Annotated in this window: 23 protein-coding genes; 8 read left to right on the plus strand and 15 right to left on the minus strand. The window is 70.3% G+C overall.

Annotated elements, in window-relative coordinates; translation table 11 throughout:
- Nucleotides 1-222 precede the first annotated feature (222 nt).
- The 3 genes from KLK06_RS25195 to KLK06_RS25205 all read right to left on the minus strand — a co-directional run bounded on the left by KLK06_RS25195 (nucleotide 223) and on the right by KLK06_RS25205 (nucleotide 2,085).
- Complete coding sequence (locus KLK06_RS25195) at nucleotides 223-573, minus strand: hypothetical protein (protein ID WP_214638083.1); 351 nt, start codon at nucleotides 571-573, stop codon at nucleotides 223-225.
- Between the two features lie 132 nt (nucleotides 574-705).
- A complete protein-coding gene (locus KLK06_RS25200; protein WP_308168436.1) occupies nucleotides 706-1,488 on the minus strand; it encodes a GAF and ANTAR domain-containing protein in 783 nt (260 codons plus the stop codon).
- Nucleotides 1,489-1,536: 48 nt separating this feature from the next.
- Nucleotides 1,537-2,085 carry a DUF5994 family protein gene (locus KLK06_RS25205; protein WP_214638084.1) on the minus strand — a complete coding sequence of 183 codons (549 nt, stop codon included), beginning with the start codon at nucleotides 2,083-2,085 and terminating at the stop codon, nucleotides 1,537-1,539.
- A 304-nt stretch (nucleotides 2,086-2,389) separates the two neighbouring features.
- Between KLK06_RS25205 and KLK06_RS25210 the strand changes: the two genes are divergently transcribed.
- Both KLK06_RS25210 and KLK06_RS25215 read left to right on the plus strand, forming a co-directional pair.
- Nucleotides 2,390-3,391, plus strand: coding sequence for a LacI family DNA-binding transcriptional regulator (locus tag KLK06_RS25210; RefSeq protein ID WP_214638085.1), 1,002 nt, complete (start codon nucleotides 2,390-2,392; stop codon nucleotides 3,389-3,391).
- A 48-nt stretch (nucleotides 3,392-3,439) separates the two neighbouring features.
- Nucleotides 3,440-4,810, plus strand: a complete 1,371-nt coding sequence (locus KLK06_RS25215; RefSeq protein ID WP_214638086.1) for a sulfatase-like hydrolase/transferase — start codon at nucleotides 3,440-3,442, stop codon at nucleotides 4,808-4,810.
- Nucleotides 4,811-4,841: 31 nt separating this feature from the next.
- On the opposite strand, the gene KLK06_RS25220 is transcribed toward KLK06_RS25215, so the two are convergent.
- The 7 genes from KLK06_RS25220 to KLK06_RS25250 form a co-directional block, all read right to left on the minus strand.
- Nucleotides 4,842-5,717 carry a formylglycine-generating enzyme family protein gene (locus KLK06_RS25220; protein WP_214638087.1) on the minus strand — a complete coding sequence of 292 codons (876 nt, stop codon included), beginning with the start codon at nucleotides 5,715-5,717 and terminating at the stop codon, nucleotides 4,842-4,844.
- Nucleotides 5,718-5,803: 86 nt separating this feature from the next.
- Nucleotides 5,804-7,282, minus strand: a complete 1,479-nt coding sequence (locus KLK06_RS25225) for a sulfatase-like hydrolase/transferase (RefSeq protein ID WP_308168437.1) — start codon at nucleotides 7,280-7,282, stop codon at nucleotides 5,804-5,806.
- Entirely contained in the window at nucleotides 7,279-8,250 is a 972-nt protein-coding gene (locus tag KLK06_RS25230; protein WP_214638089.1) for an aliphatic sulfonate ABC transporter substrate-binding protein, read from the minus strand. Before KLK06_RS25230 ends, KLK06_RS25225 begins: the two co-directional genes overlap by 4 nt.
- Complete coding sequence (locus KLK06_RS25235; protein WP_214638090.1) at nucleotides 8,247-9,032, minus strand: ABC transporter ATP-binding protein; 786 nt, start codon at nucleotides 9,030-9,032, stop codon at nucleotides 8,247-8,249. Before KLK06_RS25235 ends, KLK06_RS25230 begins: the two co-directional genes overlap by 4 nt.
- Nucleotides 9,029-9,757, minus strand: a complete 729-nt coding sequence (locus KLK06_RS25240) for an ABC transporter permease (RefSeq protein ID WP_250906029.1) — start codon at nucleotides 9,755-9,757, stop codon at nucleotides 9,029-9,031. Before KLK06_RS25240 ends, KLK06_RS25235 begins: the two co-directional genes overlap by 4 nt.
- A gap of 56 nt (nucleotides 9,758-9,813) precedes the next feature.
- A complete protein-coding gene (locus KLK06_RS25245) occupies nucleotides 9,814-10,995 on the minus strand; it encodes an ROK family transcriptional regulator (RefSeq protein WP_214638092.1) in 1,182 nt (393 codons plus the stop codon).
- A gap of 27 nt (nucleotides 10,996-11,022) precedes the next feature.
- Nucleotides 11,023-11,385 carry a hypothetical protein gene (locus KLK06_RS25250; protein ID WP_214638093.1) on the minus strand — a complete coding sequence of 121 codons (363 nt, stop codon included), beginning with the start codon at nucleotides 11,383-11,385 and terminating at the stop codon, nucleotides 11,023-11,025.
- Between KLK06_RS25250 and KLK06_RS25255 the strand changes: the two genes are divergently transcribed.
- Nucleotides 11,384-12,457: an ice-binding family protein gene (locus KLK06_RS25255; RefSeq protein WP_214638094.1), complete on the plus strand. Its 1,074-nt coding sequence runs from the start codon at nucleotides 11,384-11,386 to the stop codon at nucleotides 12,455-12,457. The two genes, KLK06_RS25250 and KLK06_RS25255, sit on opposite strands and share 2 nt — an antisense overlap.
- A 256-nt stretch (nucleotides 12,458-12,713) precedes the next feature.
- Here KLK06_RS25255 and KLK06_RS25260 read toward each other — a convergent pair whose 3' ends face one another.
- A complete protein-coding gene (locus tag KLK06_RS25260) occupies nucleotides 12,714-15,065 on the minus strand; it encodes a M28 family peptidase (protein WP_214638095.1) in 2,352 nt (783 codons plus the stop codon).
- Nucleotides 15,066-15,335: 270 nt separating this feature from the next.
- Complete coding sequence (locus KLK06_RS25265; RefSeq protein ID WP_214638096.1) at nucleotides 15,336-15,956, minus strand: hypothetical protein; 621 nt, start codon at nucleotides 15,954-15,956, stop codon at nucleotides 15,336-15,338.
- A 181-nt stretch (nucleotides 15,957-16,137) separates the two neighbouring features.
- On the opposite strand from KLK06_RS25265, the gene KLK06_RS25270 reads away from it, so the two are divergent.
- From KLK06_RS25270 to KLK06_RS25285, 4 genes are all read left to right on the plus strand, one after another.
- A complete protein-coding gene (locus KLK06_RS25270) occupies nucleotides 16,138-18,228 on the plus strand; it encodes a histidine kinase (protein WP_308168438.1) in 2,091 nt (696 codons plus the stop codon).
- On the plus strand, nucleotides 18,225-18,875 hold the full coding sequence (locus KLK06_RS25275) for a response regulator transcription factor (RefSeq protein WP_214638097.1): 651 nt from the start codon (nucleotides 18,225-18,227) through the stop codon (nucleotides 18,873-18,875). The genes KLK06_RS25270 and KLK06_RS25275 overlap by 4 nt, the downstream gene beginning before the upstream one ends.
- Nucleotides 18,876-18,980: 105 nt before the next feature.
- Nucleotides 18,981-19,910, plus strand: coding sequence for an ATP-binding cassette domain-containing protein (locus KLK06_RS25280; RefSeq protein WP_214638098.1), 930 nt, complete (start codon nucleotides 18,981-18,983; stop codon nucleotides 19,908-19,910).
- A complete protein-coding gene (locus tag KLK06_RS25285; RefSeq protein ID WP_214638099.1) occupies nucleotides 19,907-21,463 on the plus strand; it encodes an ABC transporter permease subunit in 1,557 nt (518 codons plus the stop codon). The genes KLK06_RS25280 and KLK06_RS25285 overlap by 4 nt, the downstream gene beginning before the upstream one ends.
- 691 nt (nucleotides 21,464-22,154) lie before the next feature.
- On the opposite strand, the gene KLK06_RS25290 is transcribed toward KLK06_RS25285, so the two are convergent.
- Nucleotides 22,155-22,763, minus strand: a complete 609-nt coding sequence (locus KLK06_RS25290) for a TetR/AcrR family transcriptional regulator (protein ID WP_308168439.1) — start codon at nucleotides 22,761-22,763, stop codon at nucleotides 22,155-22,157.
- 93 nt (nucleotides 22,764-22,856) lie between these two features.
- On the opposite strand from KLK06_RS25290, the gene KLK06_RS25295 reads away from it, so the two are divergent.
- Nucleotides 22,857-23,606 carry an SDR family NAD(P)-dependent oxidoreductase gene (locus tag KLK06_RS25295; protein WP_214638101.1) on the plus strand — a complete coding sequence of 250 codons (750 nt, stop codon included), beginning with the start codon at nucleotides 22,857-22,859 and terminating at the stop codon, nucleotides 23,604-23,606.
- A gap of 127 nt (nucleotides 23,607-23,733) precedes the next feature.
- Here KLK06_RS25295 and KLK06_RS25300 read toward each other — a convergent pair whose 3' ends face one another.
- Both KLK06_RS25300 and KLK06_RS25305 read right to left on the minus strand, forming a co-directional pair.
- A complete protein-coding gene (locus tag KLK06_RS25300) occupies nucleotides 23,734-24,099 on the minus strand; it encodes a hypothetical protein (protein ID WP_214638102.1) in 366 nt (121 codons plus the stop codon).
- An 84-nt stretch (nucleotides 24,100-24,183) separates the two neighbouring features.
- Complete coding sequence (locus KLK06_RS25305) at nucleotides 24,184-24,717, minus strand: hypothetical protein (protein ID WP_214638103.1); 534 nt, start codon at nucleotides 24,715-24,717, stop codon at nucleotides 24,184-24,186.
- Nucleotides 24,718-24,807 lie beyond the last annotated feature (90 nt).

A 24,807-nucleotide genomic window follows, 5' to 3' on the forward strand; every position in this document is an offset into this window, starting at 1 on the left:
CCGCCCAAGAACACCTTCGCGACCAAGAAACGTGACACTGCGCAACCAGCGAGCAAGGCAAGCTACAAGATCAAAATCATGAGGAAAGCACCCCCACCTGCGCAGATGTCTTAACTCACCGGCATTGCGTTCGGTGTCGGCTTTTTGCAGGCGTCAGAACGAGCGGGCGCGGCCCGCGACGTCAGAGTGTGGCCATCATCGAGCCTCTCGGCCCGGTGGCGCTCAGTTATCCGTTGCCTCGGCGAGGCCGCCGGGCGTGCCCCCGTCGAGAAGGTGTGCCCCGGCGTCGTGCAAGGTGATGCCGAAGCGCGCGCTGTCGGCGAGCATCCGGTCGTCGTCCGCGTTGATCGCTTTGAAACGGGTCTCGCGGGTCGGGCCGTCGCCGACGAGGTGGCCACAGAGGTGACCGGCGCGGTTGTACACGGCCCAGCGGCCCGCGGCCACCTGCGGCATCGAAGCAGGGTTGTCCTTGAGCCACTGCGCGTTGGCCGCGTGCTCGGCCCGCTCGTCGACCTCGGTGGGCGCGGCGGACTCCATCGTGGCCAGGTCTTCGGTTGTGCGAGGACTACTCATCGTGCGTCCCGCTCTCAGGATTGTGGCTGACGTCCCCCGATACATCGGAGGAACACTCGGTGCCTAGGCCCCATGCTATCCGGCGTATACCACCTCTCACCGACCTGGGACTTCAGGAGCTCCCGCCGAGCGTCACCGCGGCGGGTCGGCATCCTCGGCCGAGGGGGCGGGACGGAAGGCCACCAGGCCGGGGTCGGCGGCGCGGGCGACCACCTCCCGCGCGAGTTCGGTCAGCTGCAGGCTGTGGTCGCGGGCGTGCCGGCGCAGCACGGCGAAGGACTGCTCCATCGGCAGCGTGTAACGCTCGCTGAGCATGCCCTTGGCCTGTTCGATGACCACCCGGCTGTTGAGCGCGTGCTGCAACTGCTCGGACAGGACCTGGCCTTCCCGGATGGCGCGCTCCTGCAGCAGCCCGATGGTGGCGATGTCGGCCAGGGCCTGGGCGAGCGCGACGGTGGGGGCCGGAAGTTCGCCGGGCTCGTGGCGGAACAGGTTCATCGCGCCGATCACCTGGTTGCGCAGCCGCATCGGCAGCGCGTCGACCGCGCGAAACCCGTTGACCTGCGCCTGTCCGGCGAAGCGGGGCCAGCGCCGCATGGCCTCCGCTGTGGCCAGGTCGGCACAGTGCACGGACTGGCCGGTGGCGAAACAGTCCAGACAGGGACCCTGGTCGGTCTGGAGCTGGAACAGCTCCAGCAGCCGGCTCTGCTCACTCGATGCGCCCACCAACCGCAACTTCTCGCCGGGGGCGGCGAACAGCAGCCCGGCGGCGTCGACGTCGAGGAGTCGCACGCACTGCTCGGCCAGGCCGTGCATGAAGTCGATGATGTCGAACCCGGTTACCAGCGTGTCGGCCAAGGTGATGAACGCCTGGGCGACCTGTAACGCCGGGCCCTGGGACGGGGGAAGGTCCACGCTCAGCAGCCTACGCCGCCGACCCGGCGATCCGGTGGGAACTACCGGCTACCCGATCGGCGGACCGGTGATGTGCCCGCCCTCGTTCTCCCAGCCGTCCGAGACTTCCTGGCCCGCCTGCCGGGCACTGCCTGTGGCGGGCAGGCGGGTACTGGTGAGGAGGTCGACCGGCCACAAGCCGGTCGTGTCCTCCGCGCCGAGCTTGAGCGCGGCCTCGGCGGGCCCGCTCGCGGTGTCCGGTGGGATGACCAGCAGGACGACCGGCTCGGCACCCGCGAGGATCAACGTGATCACGTGCGGGTCGGTGTTGCGGAACCAGCCGACCTTGACCTGGCGCCCGGGTGCCGGGATACGACGCGGGATGTGGTCCCACGCGTCCTCGCGCACGCCGACCCGCAACGTGGTCTGGTCGAGCCGCTGATCGACGGCGGCGATGAGCCCGGGCAGCTCCGCGGCCGCGTCGCGGGAGTGGGGCCACCACGCCCCGTCCACCACGGATCGCCGGCTCAGGACGGGATTCAGACTGAGCCGTATGTCGGAGTCGACGGCGGGAACCGCGGAAAGCGGCTTGAGATGAGTAAGAACTGACGCCTTCATGGTCGCCTGACCTGTCCGGCCCAACACGAGGAGGCCGACAATCGCGGATCGCCGCGGGCGACGCCGACCTGAGTGCCAACGCACGAAATGTCCTCGGTACCTGAATTCTACCTCACCGGCGAAGAGCGTCCCGGACGACAGGAGCTTGATCCGACCAGGAGGGTGAGAGTAACATGAGATGTTAATCGTTTAACATCGACGAGAGGGAAACTGGGATGACCATCCACACGCCGATCGTCGTACCACTTCAAGAACCGCGAAAAACCTGTTTTCCCTGTAGGGAATATTATGTTATTCGACTAACATGAGACCCACAGCGCGACAGGTGGCCGAGCTGGCGCAGGTGTCGGTGGCGACCGTGTCCTATGTGCTCAGCGGCCGGGACCGGCCCGTCGCCGCCGAGACGAGGCAGCGGGTGCTCGACGCGGCCAGGCAGCTCGGCTACACGCCCAACCAGGCGGCCAGGAGCCTGCGCAAGCGCCGGACCCAGCGGGTCTGCCTGGTCCAGGGCTCGCTCGGCGGCAATCCCAGCGACGAGCGGCTGGCCAGGGACCTGCACGAGATGGCCGACGTACACGGCTACTCCGTGATCACGCTCGCCGTCTACTCCGAGGGCCGCGCGCGAGCGGCGGCCGACGTGCTGCGGAGCGGGATCGCCGACGGCGCGCTGGTCAATCAGACCGGCGACCACCTCACCCACGACCTGCTGGCCGAGATCGTCGCCGCCGGACTGCCGATGGTGGTGGTCCGCAACGAGAGCGTGCCGGACGGCTGTGACGTCGTACGGACGCCGGAGACGCAGGTCAGCGCCGAGGCGGTCGAGCACCTGCTGGCCGAGGGCCGGACTCGCATCGCCTTCATGGCCCACCGCGACGAGCTCTACCGAGACCACCCCACCGGCAGGCTGCTGGGCTACACGACGGCCCTCGACCGGCACGGCGTGGACCGGCGGATGATCGTCTCCGGCGCGGACGACCGCGTGGCGGCCTACCAGTCCGCCACCGAGCTCCTGCGTTCTCCCGACCGGCCGGACGCCATCTTCGCGGCTTCCGACCGGGCGGCGATCAGCGTGATCAATGCCGCCAGAGACGCCGGGCTGAGCGTGCCCGGCGACGTCGCGGTGATCGGCGTCGGCAACATCGACGAGGGCCTCATCAGCAACCCGCAGCTCAGCACCGTCGGCCCGCTCCGACACGACTACACCGACGTCGTGCGCCTGCTCTTCGACCGCCTCCAGGCCGATGAGCCCCTGCCCGCCCGCGAGATCGTCCGCCCCTGGACGTTCCTGCGGCGGGGCTCTTCCTAAGGGCGTTTGGTAGCACCCCCCTGACCGGCCTTCGATAGGAGCTCCTTCTTGCGTCCGAACGTGATCGTCGTCTTCACCGACCAGCAACGATGGGACACCGTAGGCCCCTTCACCCCGAACCTCGATCGGATGGCCCGGCACGGCACGCAGGCCACGGTCGCGCTGACCCCGCAGCCGGTGTGCGCGCCCGCCCGCGCGGCCCTGCAGACGGGCCGCTATCCGACCACCACAGGGGTCTACCGCAACGGCCGCGTCCTGCCCGCCGAGGAGCGCACGCTGGCGCACCACTTCGGCGCGGCCGGATACGCCACCGGCTACATCGGCAAGTGGCACCTGGCCGCCACCGAGCCGGTGCCCGAGGAGCTGCGCGGCGGCTACCGGTCATGGCTGGCGGCCAACGCGCTCGAGCACACCTCCGGCGCCTACCGCACGATCGTGTACGACGAGGCGAACGACCCCGTCTTCCTGCCCGGTTACCGCTCCGACGCGCTGGTCGACGCGGCCGTCCGGTTCGTCGCCGACCACCACGAGGAGCCGTTCTTCCTCTTCCTGTCCTTCATCGAACCGCACCACCAGAACGAGGTGGACAGCTACCCGGCCCCCGACGGCTACGAGGAGCGCTACCAGGGCCGCTGGACGCCACCGGACCTGGCCGCGCTGGGCGGCACGGCCGCCCGGCACCTGGGCGGATATCTGGGCCAGGTCAAGCGGCTGGACGAAGGACTGGGCCGGCTGCTCGACGCGCTGAAGAGCATGGAGCTGCTCGACGACACGATCGTCGCCTACACCTCCGACCACGGCAACCACTTCAAGACCCGCAACGGCGAGTACAAACGGTCCTGCCACGACGCGTCGCTGCGGGTGCCCCTGGCCGTGCGCGGGCCCGGGTTCGACGGGGGTGGCGCCATCGCCCGGCCGGTCAGCGTCATCGACCTGCCGCCCACGCTGCTGGAGGCCGCCGGGCTGCCCGTACCGGAGAACATGCAGGGCCGGTCGTTCCTGCCGCTGCTGGGCGACGCCCGCGCGCCCTGGCCGGACGAGGTGTTCTTCCAGGTGAGCGAGTCGGAGGTGGGGCGGGGTATCCGTACCTCGCGGTGGAAGTACTACGCCGTCGCCGAGGACGCCGACCCGTTGACCGAGCCCGCCTCCGCCCGCTACCGCGAGCAGGCCCTGTACGACCTGGACCACGACCCGCACGAGCTGGTCAACCTGGCCGGGCACCGATCCCACCTGGAGGTGGCGGCCGGCCTGCGCACCCGGCTGCTGCACAGGATCGTGGCGGCGGGCGAGTCCAAGCCGGTCATCGAGCCGGCCACCGAGGTCGACGGCCGCGACCAGGCGCTACCCGACCCTGCCGTACGGCTGCGCGGCCCGGAACCGGCCAGATTCGGCCACCAGCCCTCGACCAGCGGGCCGTGACCAGCGGGTCGTGGTCGGCCGGGAGCTCATCTCATAGGGACACGGTGCGGAAGCCGCCGTTGGCCATCGATGAGTCGGGCGTGTTCGAGGAGCGTGCCGAGTTGCGGTAGCGGTTGCAGTAGGAGTCGTGGCACAGGAACGAGCCGCCGCGCAGCACCCGGGCCGTGCCGCGGAGCGGGCCGCGCGGATCGGCGGGCGGGGAGTAGGCGTAGTAGTCAGGGGCGTACCAGTCCGAACACCACTCCCAGACGTTGCCGACCGTCTGCCAGAGCCCGTACGCGTTGGGCGCGAACGTCCGGACCGGGGCCGTGGTCAGGTAGCCGTCGGCCAGCGTGTTCTCGGCGGGGAACACGCCCTGCCAGATGTTCACCGGCCACGCGTCCTCGGGCAGGTCGTCACCCCACGGGTAGCGCGCGCCGTCGAGGCCGCCCCGCGAGGCGTACTCCCATTCGGCCTCGGTCGGGAGGCGCCGGCCGGCCCACGAGCAGTAGGCGACCGCGTCGTTCCAGCTCACGTGGACCACGGGGTGGTCGGCCTCGGCCGCGGACAGGGCGCCGCCCGGGTGCCGCCAGTCGGCGCCGCGGACACCGACCCACCAGGGGGTGCCCGCGGCGGGACCCATCACGTCCTCCGGCCCGGCCGCCAGGGCCAGGTGGAAGACGGCGGAGAAGCCGTACTCCTCGGCCTCGGTCCGGTAGCCGGTCGCGTCGGCGAAGTCGGCGAAGTCGGCCGTCGTCACGCTGGTCGCGTCAATGGAGAACGGCGACAGGACCACCGGATGGACGGGCCCCTCGCCGTCGCCCCAGTTGCCGTCGCCGGTGGCGTCTCCCATCTGGAACTCGCCGCCGGGCAGGTCCACCTGCTCGATCGTGTGCGTCCCCCGCGCGGCGAACCGTACGGGTTCCATCGGGGACGCCGACGTCGCAGGCGTGCAGCAACTATCCGACATGTTTGTCACGATACTGGGGCGAGCCTGACCAGCCGACGCGTGCCTCATCGGTAGGTGGCCTCGTCGAGCCCGCTCATCGTCGGGTCGTAGGAGACGTCGCCGACGTCGTACATCGACGTCATCCAGTGGTAGAAGTTGTCACCCCGATCCCGCAGCACCTGGTACAGCCGCCGCATCAACCGGCCGCGCACCGCGTCCATCTCGGGATACGGGTAGACGTTGAGCAGTTCGTCCGGGTCGGTGAACAGGTCGTACAGCTCGTTCGTCGAGTCCGGGTTGACGACCAGCTTGTAGCGGTCGGTCCGGATCATCCGCTGCGGGTACGGGAAGTGGTGCCCGTGGAACTCGCAGACGATGTCCTGCTCCCACGCCACCTCGCCGGCCTCGTCGGCGGAGACGAGCGGCAGCAGGCTGCGCGAGTCGACGGCGGGAGCGGGGTCGATCCCGGCCAGTTCGAGGATGGTCGCCGTGCAGTCCAGCAGGCTGACGAACTCCGACCGGACGACCCCGGGCTGCTGCCCCGGGACGCGGAGCAGGCCGGGTGTGCGATAGATGTCCTCGTACATCGCCGGGCCCTTGTCGTGCAGCCGGTGCGCGCCGGTGAACTCACCGTGGTCGCACGTGAAGAACACGGCCGTGTCGTCGACCAGCCCGAGGCGCCGCATGGCGTCCATGACCCGGCCGATCTGGGCGTCGATGAGCGCGACGTACCCCCAGTAGACGGCGATGAGCTTGCGCGTCACCTCCAGCGGCATGGTGTCGAACGTCCAGTGCGCGCTGTAGTTGGCCTGCACCTGCGGTTTGCCGGCGAAGGTCTCCGCGATCGACTTGGGCAGCTCGACCAGCTCGGGGTCGAACAGGTCGAAGAACTCGTCCGGCACGATGTACGGCAGGTGCGGCCCGAAGAAGTTGAGCTGCAGGAAGAACGGCTCCGGCTCGGCCGCGTACCGCTCCAGCATCTCGATCGCCCGCGTCGCCAGGTAATGCTCGAACGTCGCCTCGACCGGCTGGCGCAGCCGCGCGGCCAGCAGGTTGCCGGGCCCGCCGTTCGGCAGCGTCCCGCGGATGTGGTCGTGGATCTCGTACGGCGGCAGGTCGTTGGCGGCCAGGTAGTCCAGATAGTCGGGGTGATCCACGGGGTTGTGCCACCCCGGCAGGTCCGGCCCGTCGAACCCGAAGTCGGCCGCCCGCCGGTGGTGCCCGACGTGCCACTTGCCGATGAGCCCGCAGTTGTACCCGGCCTCCCGCAGCGCCTGGGAGAAGGCGAACTGCCCGTCGGGCAGGTCCTCGATGTAGCCGACGTTCCGCTCGTGGTTGGCGAGCAGCTTGTGCCGGAACGGGGCCAGCCCGGTGAGCAGACTGGCCCGCGCCGGCGTGCAGATGGCGGTCGGGGTGTACCAGCGGTCGAACCGGGTCCCGGTCCTGGCCAGCTCGTCGAGGACCGGGGTGGCGGCCAGTTGGTTCCCGTACGCGCCGAGGGTGTCGACCCGGTGCTGGTCGGTCATCAGGAACAGGATGTTCACTTGGCGGCGCCCGTGAACAGGTCGCCGGTGTAATAGGTCTTGGGGGCGACGGGGCCGGTGAGCTTGCCGGCGGCGACGAAGTAGTCGTTCATGCCGGTCAGCCACTTGTCGATCGTGCCGTCCTTGGTGTAGCCGTCCAGATCGGACAGCGACAGCACCTTGGAGTTGGCCGCGTCGGCCTTCACCTGGTCGGCCGGCTGGTTGAGCATCTTGGCGGTCGAGGCGACGGTCTCGTCGAGGTGGTCGCTGCGGTACTGGATCGCGTCACGGAGCACGGCGATGACCTTCTGGGTCTTGCCCTGGTCCTTGGCGACGACGTCGTTGCCGGCGACGAACGCGGTCGGGAACGACACCGTGCCGGCGAAATCCTCGTTCTTGGCCAGCTCGACCAGGTCAGGGACGGCCTTCTTGATCGTGGCGATCGCCGGATACCAGAAGCCGGCCGCGTCGATCTGCTTGGACGTGAACGCCGACACGATCGTCGCCGCGTCCATCGGGACGATCTTGACGTCGTTCTTCGTCAGACCGGCCTTCTTCAGGGCGAGCGTGAGGATCATGTCGCCGGAGGTGCCCTCGGGCACGCCGATCGTCTTGCCCTTCAGGTCGGCCATCGTGGCCGTGCCGGCCTGCGCGATGACGCGGTCGGCGTTGCCGAGCGTGTTCATCGCGACGACCTTGGCCTTGCCGGAGGCGGGCAGCCACATGGCGCCCGGGCCGATGTAGCCGAAGTCGAGGTCGCCGGTGCCCAGCGCCTGGATCTGCAGCGGGCCGTTGGTGAAGACGCTGGTCTTCACGTCGATGCCGTGCTTCTTCCACAGGCCCTGGTCGTTGGCGACGGCGAGCAGGCTGGCGCCGTTGAAGTCGCCGATGTAGCCGAAGTTGACGTGGGTGCCGGCGTCGCCCGACGAGCAGGCGGCCGTGCCGAGCGCCAGGAGGATGGCGGCAGCGGCTAGGGGTGTCTTCCTCATTGCGCGGGCTCCTTGACTTGCCGCTGGTGGTAAACCGAATGCCAGACGCGGTTGCGCAGGGCCCCGAACTCGGGACTCAGCCGCATGTCCTCGTCGCGTGGATAGGGGAGGCCGACGTCGATGACGTCGGCGATGCGACCGGGCCGCGCGGCCATGACGATCACCCGGTTGGCGAGGAACACCGCCTCGTCCACGTCATGGGTGATGAACATGACCGTCCGCCGTTCCTGACTCCACGTCTCCAGGAGCTGCTCCTGGAGCCGCACCCGGGTCAGCGCGTCCAGCGCGCCGAAAGGCTCGTCCATGAGCAGGATCGACGGGTTCACCGCGTACGCGCGGGCGATGGCGCAGCGCTGCTTCATACCGCCCGAGAGGGTCTTGGGCAGCGCGTCCGCGAACCGCTCCAGGCCCACCAGGCGGATGAAGTGCTCGGCCCGCTCCCGCCGCTCGTCCTTGGGGACCTTGGCGGTGCGCAGGCCGAACTCGACGTTCTCGCGGACGGTCAGCCACGGGAACAGCGCGTACTGCTGGAAGATCACACCGCGCTCCGGGCCGGGCCCGGAGACCGGCTTCCCGTCGACGAGCGCGGTGCCCCCGGTCGGCTCTTCCAGCCCGGCGAGGATGTTGAGCAGCGTGCTCTTCCCGCAGCCGGAGGGCCCGACGACGGTCACGAACTCGTTGTCGGCGATGTCGAGCGAGACGCCGCCGAGGGCGACGAAGTCCTCCTTCCCGACGGGGAAGACCTTCTCGATGTCGCGTACGGAGATCTTGGGGGTGGTCATCGGCTCTCCTGCCAGGCCGTCAGCTTGTTGCCGGCCAGCATGAGCAGCCGGTCCATGATCAGGCCGAGGATGCCGATCGTGATGATGCCCACGAAGATCGTCGGCAGGTCGTAGTAGAGCTGCGCGCTCTGCATCCGGTGCCCGAGCCCGGCCTGCGCGGCCAGCAGCTCGGCGGCCACGAGCGTCCCCCAGGCCGAGCCGAGCCCGACCCGCATCCCGACGAGGATGAACGGCGTCGAGGCGGGGACCACGACCCGCGCGAAGATCGTGCCATCGTCCGCGCCGAGGACCCGCGCGGCGTTGATGAGGGTTCTGTCCACGTTCACCACGCCCTGGTACGTCGAGATGACGCAGGCCAGGAACGCCGCCAGGAAGATGACGAAGATCTTCGGGCTCTCGCCGATGCCCATCAGGACCAGCACCAACGGCAGCATCGCCAGCGGCGGGATGGTCCTGAAGAACTGGATCCACGGCTCGAACAGGCCGCGCGCGAGCGTGTACCACCCCATGAGGAAGCCGGCCAGGACCGCCGCGACCGAGCCGAGGGCGAACCCGGCCAGCACCCGCCCGAGCGAGGCGCCGATGTCGGTGACGAGCGTGCCGTCCAGGATCATCGTCCAGGCGGCCGACACCACCTCGACCGGGGTCGGGAACTGGAGCCCGGCCAGCGACAGCCCCCACCAGATCGCCAGCCCGGCCACGACCGAGACCACGTTGAGGATCAACAGGGTCCGGCTCTTGCGGGGCCGAACTCTCGTGGCTCCTGCGGCTTCCGTACTGATTATGGCCACCTTCGGCCTCCGTCCGCGGTGATGTCCGCTTCGTATCCGGCAAGCAGCGGGGACTCGTGGAACAGGGCCGCGATGGCCCCGAGCGCTCCGCCGTCGTCCGACAGCAGGGCCGGGCGGATCACCGGCGCCGCGTCGGTCAGCCACGACAGTTCGTACGTGACCGTGGCCGCGACCTGCTGCACCAGCGCCGGCGCGATCTTGACGATGTCGCCGGCGAGCACGATCTCGCTGGGGTTGAGCGTCATCGCGGCGGCGCCGAGCACCCGGCCGATGGCCGCGCCGGCCGTACGCAGCACCTGATCGGCGACCGGGTGCGCGATCTCCACGGCCGCCGCCAGATCGTCGAGCGTCTCCGCCGGCAAGCCGAGCTCGCGGCACCGCCCGAGAATCGCCGGAACCGACGCGACGGTCTCCACACAGCCGCGCTTGCCGCACCGGCACTGCGCGCCGCCTGGGACGACGGTCACGTGGCCGAGCTCTCCGGCGTACCCCTTGAAGCCTCGTACGAGCTGACCACCCACCACGAGCCCGCCACCGACGCCGTCGGACAGGCGCAGGTAGATGAGGTCGCGCACGGAGTCGGACTGAGCGTGCAGCGCCTCGGCCAGTCCCGCGAACCGCACGTGGTTGTCGACGATCACGGCGGCGTGGAAGCGCTCGGCGAACAGCTCCGCCACCCCGTCGGCCCGCGACCGGTCACCCCAGCCCGGCACACCGATCCCGATCGCCTGAAGCGCGCCGTAGTGAACACCGGTGTCGGCACTCAACCTCTCGATCAGCGCCATCCCGGCCTGGACACGCTCGGGCCATTCGGCCGACTCGTCGTAGCGAGACGTACCGGACGCGATGATGTCGTGCGCCGCGTCGGCCACCAGGACGTTCACCCGGCGGTGCCCGAAGTCGACACCCATGTACTGCCCGGAACCCGGATCCAGCGCGAGCCGCTCGGCCGGCCGGCCGCTGCCCACCCGCTCGACGGCGTCGGTGTCGACGACCCGGATCGCGCCCCGGCCGAGCAGCTCGCTGGTGATCTCGGAGACGGTGGTACGCGACAGGCCGACCCGCGTCGCGATCTCGTTGCGGCTCTGCGCGCCATGCCGGCGCAGCAAGCGCAGCACTCGCTCCTCGTGGGACCGGCGGACGAGCGCGTGCGCTCCATTGGGCGTTGACACACTGGAAACCTATGGTTTGTCCATTTTTTACGTCAACCATCCGGCAGAAAGAATCCGGAAATCTGCCACAGAGCCGACGAAATATCTCTGACCAGCGGGGAGATCCGGGGTGCCACCGGCCATCCCAAGCTTTGGGCTGATCCGAGTGATGTCTTGCCAGCCAAGCGGCACGCCGCCACCGCACCGGGCCGACGCGAGGACTACAAGATCACTGTCCGCAACTTTGTCCATGAGCGAGGAACGTATGAAAAGACTTGTCCCGTCTGTCCTGCGACGCGCCACGGGTTCGGCCTTGGCAGCGGCGCCGGCCACCAGGGTGGCCGCCCCCACGAAGATCGGCTTGCCCGGCTCTTCCCGGCTGGCGGCCGGTTTCGCGTTCATTCCCGTCATGACCATGCTCCTCACCGCGCAGGCCGGCGCGTGCACCCCGGAAGAGCCGGTGGAGCTCGGCAGGGCCGCGAGCTTCGCGGTTCTGGGGGCCAGCACTGTCACCAACACCGGCGGCACCGCCATCACCGGCGACCTCGGACTGAGCCCGGGCACGTCGGTGACCGGTTTCCCGCCCGGCACCGTGGTCGGCGGCTCCATCCACGTGGCCGACACCGCCGCCGCCCACGCCCAGGTCGACCTGACCGCCGCCTACAACGACGCCGCCTCTCGTACTCCCGCCACCACCATCGGGACAGAGCTCGGCGGGACCACCGTGACGCCAGGTGTCTACAACTCCGCCGCGGGCACCTTCGGGATCACCGGAAACCTGACCCTCGACGCGCAGGGAGACCCGGACGCGGTCTTCATCTTCCAGGCGGCCTCCACCCTCATCACGGCGTCCTCCAGCGCGGTGATCCTCACCGGCGGCGCCCGTGCCGCCAACGTCATCTGGCAGGTCGGCAGCTCGGCCACGCTGGGTACCGACTCCAGCCTGGCCGGGAACGTCCTCGCGCTGACCTCGATCACCGTGACCACCGGCGTGAGCGTGAACGGTCGCGTCCTGGCCCGCAACGGCGCCGTCACCCTGGACACCAACGCCATCAGCCGGTCCGCCGGCGCCCTGTCCATCACCGTGCCCGGCAGGGCGGACCTGGGTTCCGCGGCAGCCGGTGCCGCCAACGTGTCGGGCCGGCTCGGCGAGATCACCGTGAGCGACACCCGCGGTGACCCGAACGCCACCTGGACCGCGACCGTCGACTCCACGGCCTTCACCACTGGCGGCGCCACCGCCCCCGAGACCATCGCGAAGAGGTTCGTCGACTACTCCCCGGGCCCGGCCACGAACACGACCGGCAGCGCGACGTTCACTCCCGGAACGGCCGGCGACCTCGGCTCCGCGCGTATCGCCTTCTCCGCCGCCGACGGCGCGGGGAACAACTCCGCCACCTGGAACCCGACGATCACCGTGGCCTTGCCGGCCGATGTCGTCGCAGGGACCTACACCGGCGCCATCACCCACTCGGCCGGTTAGTGCCTTCGTCACAGCTTGGTGGGGCGAACGGCGAGCCGTACGCCCCAGGTGGGCGTGTGTGCCGAGTAGCCACGCAGCGCTGACGTACACCGCTGCTGACCGCAGCCCGCTATCTCACGCCTATGCATGGCCTTCCCCTATGTATCACTCCCAGCCCACCGGACCCGTCAAGATCGGCCCTCGTCTCAGCGGGCGCGGCGGCGGCGTTCGACTACGTGCGGACGGATCGGCCGAGGAACCCGGCGGGAGGCGGCGTTCAGGCGGGCCGTAAAGCGTAGGTACGCGTGACCGCGATCAGGTCGCCGTCCTCGCGGGTGGACGCCACCAGGCCCGGCGGCCTGGGAGTGAAGCCGGGCACCGCGGACAGGCCGTCGGTCTCGGCGATCGCCGTGAGGCGCACGGGGTCCGTGCCCGGCACGCGCAGGGTGATGTCGACGCCCCTGGCGGGGATGCCACGGAAGCGGATCTCGCCGGGCCAGGTGTTCGCCCGAACGCCGCTGACGGGCACGGTCACCGGGGTGAGCCCGGTGGCGGCCGCCGTGACCTGGGTGATCGGCCGCTCGACGCGCAGTGTCACCGAGCGTGCGCCCTGCCCCGCCCGCACCCGCAACCTGACCGTGTCCCCGACCCGGGAGAGTACGGCCACGCGGGGCCCGTCGGTCTCGATCACCGGCGCTCCGCCGGTCCACAGCGTGCGCCGCGCGTAGCCTGCGGGCAGTGACCCGGTGTCCCGGCCGGAGACGTATCGCTTGGTCCAGGCCGTGGGCTCGGCATCACCGCTGACCCAGTGGGCCACCCAGGTGTCGGCGTTGAGCACGTACGCCAGGTGCGAGCGCTGCGGGTTTGTCGCGTCGAAGACGTCCGTCGCCAGCCCGACGCCGGTCTGGACCACCGCGAGCACGGCGACGACCACGACGCCAAGACCACTGCCACGGCTGCTGCCACGGCCACCGCCACCGTCTCTGCCACCGCCACTGCTACGACTCGGCTCGGGAAGTGTCAGTTCCGCGAGGGGCAGCAGCGTCAGTCCGAACAGGGCGAGGACCAGGGCGCTCACACCGCCGAGCGCGAGGCCCATCCCGTCGAACGCGGTGCCCGCCAGCGCGGGCAGCAGCATCGCGGCCATGGACGCGCCGAATGTGAGCGCGACGACCCGCCACACCGCTCCACGCAGCAGCAGCGCGGCCAGGCCGCCGAGCGCGCACAGCAGGGCGGGAAAGGTGAGGACGAAGGCCGCTCCGGGTGCGAACCACGCGGCCAGCACGCCCAGCCCGGCAGGCCATACCAGTGCGCCGATCGCCAGCGCGGCGGGCCCGAGGCGGCCTCGCAAGGGCAGGTACCAGGCCAGCAGCGCCAGCACGGCCAGCAGGGTGACCGCCGCCTGGTAGGCCAGCGGTCGATGCAGCAGGCCGCCCATCCCGTCGTACGCGGGCCGCAGGGCGACCAGCACCTCCCACAGCCCTTGCGCGAGGATCACCGCCAGGACCAGGGGCGTCGCGGCGGACGCCGCCGCGACGATGATCCGGGGGATGCTCGCCAGCCGCGCCCTGCGCGCCAGCAGCGCCAGGCCCGCGACCGCGAGTACGGCGAGCACCGCCAGCGGCCAGACCAGCCAGTCGGGATACGTCACCATGACACCAAGAATCCGGAAGTACGTGACGTCATGGTCCGCCGCCAGCGCGGGCAGGTCCGCATCCCCCAGGGTGCGGGCCAGCGCCAGCATGGTGGAGCCGTGGTGTTGCAGGCTGCCGTGGTCGAGGTTGGCGATGGAGTCGTCGGCGGTGTGATAGCGCGAGGAGCGCTCGATGTAGGCGAAGTTCATACCGGTGAACCCCGCTTTGGCCAGCGGAGTGAAGTCGGTGTTGTTCGGTAGCAGCCGGTACAGCTCACCCATCACGGAGTCGCCTCGTGGATGCGGCGCGGCGGCGGCGAACGTACTCACCAGTCCCGCGTTGTTCCTTGAGGTCTCGAACATCAGGGACGGCCCGCTGACCCCGCGCGCCTCCCAGTTGAGCAGCACTCCGCCCTTGCGTCCCAGGGGGTGTTCGCGGACGAACGCCTCCGCGCCGAGCACGCCGTCCTCCTCGCCGTCCGTCATCAGCAGCACCAGGTCGTTGCGGAGTGGGGCGGTGCCCAGCGCTCGTACGGTCTCCAGCATGGCGGCCACCGCCGCTCCGTCGTCAGAGGCGCCGGGCCCGACCGCCGCGGAGTCGTAGTGGGCGGCGATCAGGAGCGTGCCCGTCGCGTCGGTGCCTTGCCCGGTGGCCACCACGTTGTCCACCTGCCCGAAGGACGCCAGCCCCGCCGCGGAGTTCGCACCGATCGCTCGCTGGACCTTCACGTCGAGCCCTGCCGCCCGGAGCTGTCCGACCAGATAGGTCCTGGCCCGGTCGCTCGCCGGGCTGCCGAGCGGCCGGGGCTCGGCGGCGAACCGTTCGAGGTGGCGCAGGGCGCGTTCGGCACTGAACTCCCGGCCCGGCGCCGCCGCGGGGATGGGCTGCATCGTGCTGTGCCCCATCGCCGTCAGCATGATCAATCCGGCCAGAGTGAGCAGTGCCAGCAGTCCCGCCAGCGTGCGGCGCGGGACGTCGATCAACTTTCCCATCATGACGAGAAACGCTAGGTCCGGGCCCCCGAGCGTCGGAATGAAGCGCGTACCCGGATCTGGCTGTGGTTTTCCACAGCTCACCCAGAAGCATGGAGTCGCGCCGTGGATCGTGCGTCACGGACCCCTCGTAGGCCGTCTCCACGACGATGGGCGCCTCGCGGGCAGCTTCTCCGCTGCCGACGGCGCGGGGGACAACTCCGTCACCTGGATCCCGACGATCACGTGCCTTGCCGGCCGATGTCGTCGCCGGGAGCCGCACCGGTGCCTTCGTCACAGATTGGTGGGGCGGGCGGCGAGTCGTACGCCCAGGTGGGCGTGTGTACCGAGGAGCCAGGCAGCGCTGACGTACACCGAGACGGTGGAGCCGCCGAAGATCTCAGCCAGCATGGCCACCGGGAACCACATCCCCGTAAGCAGCGGCAGCCAGCGGAACGCGCCCCGGTAGCGGCCCTTGACCGCGATGGTGATGCCCAGGACCAGCATGCCGAGCTGGCTGAGCGGCCAGCAGATGTCCAGGATCATCAGCGGCAGCGGGAAGTCGTCGTAGCCGACGTAGCCGAAGGACAGCGCGTTGAACAGAAACGCGCCGGGCAGCAGCACGAGCAGCCCCGCCGGGATCACTCGGGTCCACCCGTCACCGGCACCGCGAGTGGACAGCACCGTCCAGACATAGGCGAAGATCCCCACGACGAACAGCATCCCGGTAATGGTGTCGAGTGTCTGGACGCCCTCCTTGATCTTGTCTCCCACGATGACCGTGCCGGCCGCCCAGGCTGTGGCCCCGACAGCCAGGAGCACCCCGGAGAGCTGGATGCGAGCCGGGTTCACGGTGCGCCGGTCTGCCACGGGCTCGTTGGGGTTGACGTTGCTGGGCACTACGTGACTGGACATCGTTGGTTCCTCCGTTGTGTGTCGGTGGACCTACGATCGCGGCCACGTGTCCCGGGCACCCAGGGAGCAGGGCCACGCGGGACAGTCCCGGCTTCGCCCTCCGTGACCGGGCCATTTGTCCCGATCGGGAAGGGACACCGCCCCCGTGAAGGTGGGACGCGTGGTGTGGCACGCTGTCGGCGTGTCCGATCCCTCTCCCGCCGACCCCGCCCCACCCACGCGGGAGCGCGATTCCGCCGCGGATGATGCCGTGCCCAACACCGCGGATCGGCGGATCGCGGCGGGAGCGGTGGTGCTGGCCGCGCTGTGCGTCGTGGCCTGCGGTGCCGCCACCTGGGTCGATGTGGCGACGGGGACGGTGACCCGGCCGGGGCCGCTGGACTGGGCCGTGTGGTCATCGACCGTGCCCGGCGCGGCCCTCGCGATCGCGGGAGCCGTGCTCGCGGTACGGCTGCCGCGCCACCTCATGACCTGGCTGTTGATCGGCGGCGGGGCTGTGGCCTCCGCCAACGGCCTGGCCGGCGCGTACGCGGTGCTGTCGCTGACCCGCCACGACGGCACGCTGCCCTTCACCGCGGGCGCGTTCTACGCCGGGGCGCGGCTAGGCCCGCTGCTGAACCTGCTCCCGCTGCTCATCCTGCTGTACTTCCCCGACGGGCGGCTGCCGTCGCCGCGCTGGCGGTGGGCCGCGTGGCTCTCGCTCGGGGCCACGGGGCTGGCCGTCCTGACGTTCTTGGCCGTCCCGTGGCGGATCGAGTTGGGGAACGGCGAGTGGCCGGGGCTCGACCTGCCGCTGCCCCCGGTTCCGGATGAGTTCTGGCGCTCCGCGCTGGCCTTGGCGCCGTTCCTGCTGGTGGTGAGCCTTCTGGTGCCGGTGGCGGCCTTCGCCTGGCGGTTCAGGGGCTCCACCGGCGTGCGGCGGGCACAGCTTCGCTGGATGCTGCTCGCGGCGCTGCTGAACATGATCCTGATCCTGGTCCCCGCCGTCGTGGACGGAGTGCCGCAGGACCTGTCCTTCGTCGTGTCGCTGCTGTCGCTCGCCGCGGCCGTCCTGATCGCGGTGAGCCGGTACCGGCTCTACGACATCGATCCGGTGCTCGGCTGGACCATGCTGTACGGCGGCCTCGCGGTCGCCGTCGTCGCGATCGACGTACCCGTCTTCGTGGGCATGGGGGCGCTCATCGACGAGCCGGTCGCGGCGGTCCTGGCGGCGGTCGTGGTGGGGGTGGTCTACGCGCCGCTGCGGGAGCGGGTCCGGCAGTGGGTGAACCGGGTACTGGCGGGGCGGGCGGAGCCGTACGACGTGGTCTCGGTCCTGGCCCGGCGGCTTGAGGAATCCGTACGACCCGAGGAGCTGCTGCTGGAGGCCGCCACAGCCGTGGCGGCGGCGTTCCGCTCGCCGTACGTGCGAGTCGAGCTGGACCGCGCGGACGGCCGGACCGTCGTGGTGGAGCACGGCACGCCCAGGGAGGACGTCGTCGTGCTGCCGTTCTCCTACCGCGAGGCGCTCATCGGCCGGTTCGCCCTGGTGCCGCGTGCGGGAGCGCGGCCGACCGAGTCCGACCAGCGGTTGCTGGCCGACGTGGTACGCCAGGCGGCCGCCGCCGTACGGGCGACCGCTCTGACCGAGGAGCTCCAGCACAGCCGCGAGCGCCTGGTCACCGGCGTGGCCGAAGAGCGCCGCAGGTTGCGCAGGGACCTGCACGACGGGCTGGGGCCCACGCTGGCCGCCGCCGCGCTGAAGGTGGAGGCGGCGCACAATCTGGCCGTCCGCGACACCGACGCCGCCCGGGAGGCGCTGGACCAGGTCAGGACGGACCTGGCCACGATGCTCGGCGACGTGCGGCGGCTCGTGCACGACCTGCATCCCCCGGCCCTGGACCAGTTCGGCCTGGCCGGCGCGCTGCGGCAGGCGGGCGACCGGTTCCGGGACGGCGGGCTCGCCGTGCGGGTGGAGGCGGAGGGAAACCTCGCGGGGCTGCCGGCCGCGACCGAGGTGGCGGCGTACCGGATCGTCTGCGAGGCTCTGACGAACGTCGCCCGGCACTCCGGCGCGGCCAACTGCCACGTGCACGTCGCCGTGGCCGGGAGCACGCTGGAGGTCGAGGTGACGGACGACGGGCGCGGCGTCCGCCAGGGCGCCCTCGTCGGGGTGGGCCTGGTCGGCATGCGCGAGCGCGCGGAGGAGCTGGGCGGCCGGTGCGCCGTCGAGGGTCGGCGCGGCGGCGGGACTCGGGTGCACGCGGTTCTGCCCGCTGGGGCCGCTTCATGACGCCGCGTGTACTGCTCGCCGACGACCATCCGGTGTATCGGAACGGCCTGCGCATGATGCTCGACTCCACGGGCCAGGCCGAGGTGGTGGATACCGCCGCAGATGGGGAGGAGGCGGTCGCGAAGGCCATCGAGCTCCGTCCGCAGGTCGTCGTGATGGACCTGCGGATGCCCCGGCTGGATGGAGTACAGGCCACCGAACGGATCGTCGCCGCCTGCCCGCAGACGCACGTACTGGTGCTGACGATGCACGAGGACGACGAGAGCGTGTTCGCCGCCATGCTCGCGGGCGCCCGGGGCTACCTGCTCAAAGGCGCCGACCAGGCCGAGATCCTGCGGGCGATCACGGCCGTGGCCAGCGGGGAAGTGATCTTCGGGCCGGCGCTCGCGGGGCGGGTGACGCGCTACTTCGCCCGGCTGGCCGCGGCCCGGCCGGTACGCGAGGAGCCGTTTCCTCAGCTCACGGCGCGGGAGCGGGAGATACTCGCGCTCATCGCGGCCGGCCTGTCCAACCGGGTGATCGCCGAGCGCCTGTCGCTGTCGCCGAAGACGGTGCGCAACAACGTGTCCAATGTCTTCACCAAGTTGCAGGTCGCCGACCGCGCCCAAGCCATCATCCAGGCCCGCGAGGCCGGCCTCGGCCAGTGACTGGCATCCCTCTTATGAGGGACCGCGGGTCCCTCGAGTCAGCGATGGTGAAGATGGCTCGGTGGCGTGACGACCGGTGGCGTGCCGCTGCCTAGTGTGCCGTGCATGGAAGCAACCATCGAGGTCGCCGGGCTGCGTAAGCGGTTCGGTCAGACCATGGCGCTGGACGGGATGTCCTTCACCGTGGAGCCGGGGCAGGTGACCGGTTTCGTCGGTCCCAACGGGGCGGGGAAGTCCACCACGATGCGGGTGATCCTCGGCCTGGACGCGGCCGACGCGGGCCGCGCGTTAGTGAGCGGGCGGCCGTACGCCAGCCTGCGCAACCCGCTGCATCACGTCGGCGCGCTGCTGGACGCCTCGGCCCTCCAGCCGAGCCGTACCGCTCGCAACCATCTGCTGTGGCTGGCCCACTCCCAAGGGTGGGGTGCCAGGCGGGTCGATGAGGTGATCGAGCAGGTCGGGCTGGGTTCGGCGGCCCGGCGCCGGGCGGGTGGTTTCTCTTTGGGGATGCGGCAGCGGCTCGGCATCGCCGCCGCGCTGCTCGGTGACCCGCCGGTGCTGATGTTGGATGAGCCGTCCAACGGCCTGGATCCCGAGGGCATCATCTGGATGCGCGGTTTCCTGCGGTCGCTGGCCGCCGAGGGACGCGCCGTGCTGGTCTCCAGCCATCTGATGAGCGAGCTCGAGGACACCGCCGGCCACCTCGTGGTGGTGGGCCGCGGCCGGGTGATCGCCGACACCAGCGTGGCCGAGCTGATCGCCGCCGCCTCCACCGGCCGGGTCAGCCTGCGTACCACCGCCCGTTCGGAGGCGATGAGCGCGCTGGCACATGCCGGTGCCACCGTGGCCGCCACCGACCGCGACACCCTGACCGTGACCGGCCTGGCGGCCGAACACATCGTGGCCCTGCTCACCCGGGATGCGGTGCCCTTCTCCGAGGTCACCGCGCACCGCGCCACGCTGGAGGACGCGTATTTGGATCTGACCCGCGACACGGTCGAATTCCGCGCCGGCGAGCAGGAGGCCACGCGATGAGCACCATCACCCCGTACCGCTCCCCCTTGCGGGCCGGTCGCGACGGGTTCGCGCAACTTCTGCGCGCCGAATGGACCAAGTTCCGGACGGTCCGCGGCTGGGTGTTCATCGCGACGGCCGCGGCACTGGTCACCGTACTGCTCGGACTGGGCTTCTCGGCGATCAGCCATTCCTCGTGCAGCGAGGGTCCGATCGAGGTCGCCTGCCCCACCCCTCCGCTGGGACCGGACGGCGAAGCGGTGAACGACAGGTTCTACTTCGTCAACCGGTCACTGACCGGCGACGGCAGCATCACCGCCCGCCTGACCTCCATGTCCGGCATCATCACCTACCCTCCGCCCAACCACGACAAGATCGTCCCCGGACTCGTGCCGTGGGCGAAGGCCGGGCTGATCATCAAGCAGAACACCAAGCAGGGATCGCCGTACGCCGCCGTGATGGTCACCGCCGGCCACGGGGTGCGGATGCAGCACAACTTCACCCACGACACGGGTGGCCTCTCGGCGACGTTCCCGCGCTGGCTGCGATTGACCCGCTCCGGCGACATCGTCACCGGCTACGAATCGGCCGACGGCAAGCAGTGGACCAAGGTCGGCACCGCTGACATGACCGGGCTGCCGGACACCGTACGCATCGGGCTGTTCGCCAACTCACCGGGCGACCTGACAGTGGAGCAAGGCTCGCTCGGCGGGAGCAACACCCAACTGCGCTTCACCCAGACCAGCGCCGTCTTCGACCAGGTCAGCGTGCAGGGCGACGTACCCCGTGGCGCGTGGAGCCGCGACGATGTGGGAGCCCACGGAATGACCGACTGGGAGCGCTACCAACGGGCGAACGGGCTCGTCGAGTCCGGCGGCACGCTCACCGTGAGCGGGACCGGCGACATCGCGCCCAGCAGCGACGGCCAGTCCATCGAGCGCACCCTCATCGGCGCGCTGGCCGGGCTGATCGCGGTGCTGGTCGTGGCGGTGCTGTTCATCACCGCCGAATACCGGCGGGGCCTGATCCGCACCAGCCTGCTCGCCAGCCCGCGGCGCGGCCGGGTGCTGGCGGCCAAGGCCACCGTGATCGGCCTGGTCACCTTCACCGCCGGACTGGTCAGCGCCGCCGTGACGGTGCCGATCTGCACGCGGATCCTGCGCGCCAACGGCCACCACACCCTGCCGGTGAGTTCACTCACCGAGCTGCGGGTGATCGTCGGCACCGGGGCGCTGTTCGCCGCCGCCGCCGTCTTCGCCTTGGGCCTGGGCGCGTTGTTCCGGCGCACCGCCGTGGCGATCACCGTCGCCATCGCGACGATCCTGCTGCCCTACCTTTTGGCCACCGTTTCCGGTCTGCCTCTGGGTGTGTCGCAGTGGCTGCTGCGGCTCACTCCGGCCGCCGGGTTCGCCATCCAGCAGAGCGTCCAGGAGTATCCGCAGGTGCTCGCCTACTATGCGCCGCAGATGGGCTATTTCCCGCTGGCGCCGTGGGCCGGCCTCGCCGTACTGGGCGGGTACGCTGCGCTCGCCCTCGGCCTGGCCGTCCTCCGGGTACGTCAGAAAGACGCTTGACCTGCTTTGCCGGGGCGGGCGGCCCGGGGTCGGGGTTTGGGCTGATCAGCGATCGTTATCTAGGGTTGTCAAGCAACGATGCCGGTCAACGGCATGAAGGTCGTAGAGGCACGTTGGGCAAGTGGCCGGCTGACCACTACTGGTCCTGACTCACCACGAGGGTCGTCCGCCGACGGGGCGCACTCCTGGAACACGCCCTGCAGCAAACGGGCCCTTGCCCGGTGAGCTGGTTAAGGGACAGGTCGAGTGAGGTGAGGGCGGCGAGGTCCCGCACCGACTCCCGAACCCGACGAAGCCGACGATGGGACAGGTCCGATATCGTGGCACCACTCACTCGGACCGCCTCGACCGCCTGATCAACTGTTGCCCGCACCCGGGCTCCTTCCCGCCACGTCGGAACACCTCGACATGCATCAATGGTGATCAACCCACCGATCTCTCCAACGCTCCCTCAGCCTCACCGTCAGACCGTCGGATAGCCCCCGGTGCCGCGCGGTCGATGCCGGTGGCCGGGGAGGCGCTGGTGTCCAAAGAGGTGGGGCGACCGGTTTCCCTTTGCCATGGTGGCGACCTTGGAAGGCTCGCTCATGGTCCTGCGTCCACGCGCGATGCCTTCGCTGACCGACGAGGACGCGGTCTGATCGCGCTCCCGCAAACCTCGGTGAAGTAACGAGTCCAGGAGTTGTTCGTATCAGGTACGCGGCCAGTGCCGTAGGGCCATGTCGGCCACCATGTGGAGGTCGTCGCGGGTGGCGCCACCGGCGGCCTGAACGGCGATGCCGTTGGCCACGGTCATGAGGTATCGGGCGAGCAGGCCGGGATCGGTCCCCGCCGGCAGGTCGCCCTCATCGACGGCCCGCTGGAACCGCTCCCGTAGGAGCGAGATGCCGTTGTCGCGCCAGGCTGCCAACGTGTCCCGGGCGCTGAGACCGGCCTCGCCCGCCGCCAGGGAACCTTGGACGCCGAGGCACCCGGCGGGACAGCCGGGACTGGTGGTGGCCCGGACAGAACCGTTGAGGAACGCTGTGGCCACCTGCCACGCCGTCGACTCCTCCAGGGCCCGCGGGACGTACGCGGCGGGGCCGTCGGTGTAACGCTGCAGGGCCTGGTGAAACAGGTCTTCTTTGCTGCCGAAGGCGGCGTACATGCTGGTGCGGCTGATACCCATGGCGTTGGTCAGGTCGGTGAGGCTGGCGCCCTCGTAGCCCTGCTCCCAGAAGACCCGCATGGCCTGGTCGAGCGCCTTTTCGACGTCGAAGCCGCGTGGCCGGCCGATCGGCGCCTTCCTCTGGGTGTTCACGTGATCGATCATACCCCTTCTGTACCGAACGGTGCGGAACTGCTATCGTCCACTTCAGCACCGATCGGTACAGATTTCTATTGAGGTGAAAGCATGGGACAGTTGGCAGGCAAGACCGCCGTCGTCACCGGCGGCGGAACCGGGATCGGTCTGGCCACCGCCATACGGCTGGCGGCCGAAGGCGCGCACGTCTTTATCACCGGCCGCCGAAAGACGGTCCTTGACGCGGCGGTGGAGCGCATAGGCCCGGCGGCGGTGACCGCCGTACAGGGCGACATCTCGGACCTGGCCGACCTGGACCGGCTCTATGCCGCGGTCCGGGCTCGGGGCCGGGGCCTGGACGTGCTGTTCGCTAACGCCGCCGCCGCGTCGTTCGCGACGCTGGAGCAGGTCACCGAGGAGCACTTCGACGAGACCTTCGGCGTCAACGTCCGGGGCACCTTGTTCACGGTGCAGAAGGCACTGCCGCTGCTCAACGACGGCGCATCGGTGATCCTGAACAGCTCGGTGCGAGCCGGTGACGGTGTCGCGGCGTTCGGCGCGTACGCGGCCTCCAAGGCGGCGATCCGGTCCTTCGCCCGGACCTGGGCCAACGAGCTCAAGGGCCGGAACATCCGGGTCAACGCGATCTCCCCGGGCACCATCGACACCCCTGGACTCGACGGCGTGGTCGCGACGGAGGACACGCCCGTCACCAAGTCGGATTTCGCCGCAGCCATCCCACTCGGCCGGATCGGACGCCCGGACGAGGTCGCCAATGTGGTGGCTTTCCTCGCTTCCGACCAGGGCAGCTTCTTCCTCGGCGCCAACTTGGTCGTTGACGGGGGCGAAGTGCACATCTAACGGGCGTCGTCCTGTCTGATCCCGGCCAATTGTTCGTCCTCGGCTTCGCCTGCGGGCGCCGCATCTTGACCCGCTCCTCCCAGCGGCGCGGCAGGGGTCGGCGGTGGTGGTGGTGGGGGCGAACGGCTCAGGTTCCGGCCAGCACCAGGGCGAGCCGGTCCGCGCCCGTACTGGTCGGATGATGGCGTACCAGTTCGATGGCCAGGCCGCGGATACTGGCGCGGTCGCGCACCTCGGCGCGGGCGTGCCCGTGTGCGGCCAGTAGAGCGCCGATGGCCCGGCTGGGATTGTCGGCCTGCGCCCAGACACGGGCCAGGTCGGTGAACAGCCGCGCCCGCCGTTCAGGGGTTGGGAACTGGGCAGGGTGCAGGCCCTGCCCGGCGCGCATCGCGGCTCCGGGCTCGCCGAGTGCCCAATGCACACCCACTCGGTACAGAGCGACCTGGGCCGGGGTGACGGCGAACCGGTTCGCGGCGGGCAACTCGTGCGACACGGTCCGTGCGGCACGGGCGGCTTCCGCGATCAGCTCGATGGCCCGGTCGCGGTCGCCGGCCTGGGCGGCGTTGTAGGCCGAGGTTCACAAGATCTGCGCCAGCGTGTTCGCCGCGGCGGCCGTGCGCAGACCGCTGTTGTCGAGCCGGGTGGCCGCCGCGTACGTAACCTGTTCGGCGAGCTCCCTGTGGCCCTGGTGGCGCAGCACGATGCCGCAGGACCGGGCGGCCATCGCCTGGGCGACCGGGTCGCCGGACAGGGTGGCGTAGGTGGCGCCCCGATCGGCGGTGATGCGGCTGGCCTGCAGACGGCCGACCTTCTGCAACGCCTCGGACGCCAGGTCGTAGCAGCCTGCCAGCAGGGCGAGGTGGCGTTCGTCGCTCGGCGCGCGATCCAGCACATCGTGCCCCGCCGAAAGCAGGCCGGGCAGACCGCGCAGAAAGGCGGTCAAGTCTCCGGTGTCGAATCGCAACCGGGCCTGGCCCAGCAGGCTCGCCACCTCACTGGCGGAGGCCGCGGCCTTGGGCGCAGGCAACACCGCCAGCGCCTCCTCGACTTTGGCCAGCAGGGCGGCGGGCACCGCGAGGCCGGCTCCGATCAGCAAACTGCGTCGTCGCACCGGATCATCCTCCCCACCCGCGCTTGCAGCCACACTATGACCGTCGAGCGGCAAGAACCGGGGTTCGACGGACATCGGCGCAGTCCATCG

It is taken from the genome of Nonomuraea sp. NEAU-A123, assembly GCF_018603905.1.
Classification (GTDB): domain Bacteria; phylum Actinomycetota; class Actinomycetes; order Streptosporangiales; family Streptosporangiaceae; genus Nonomuraea.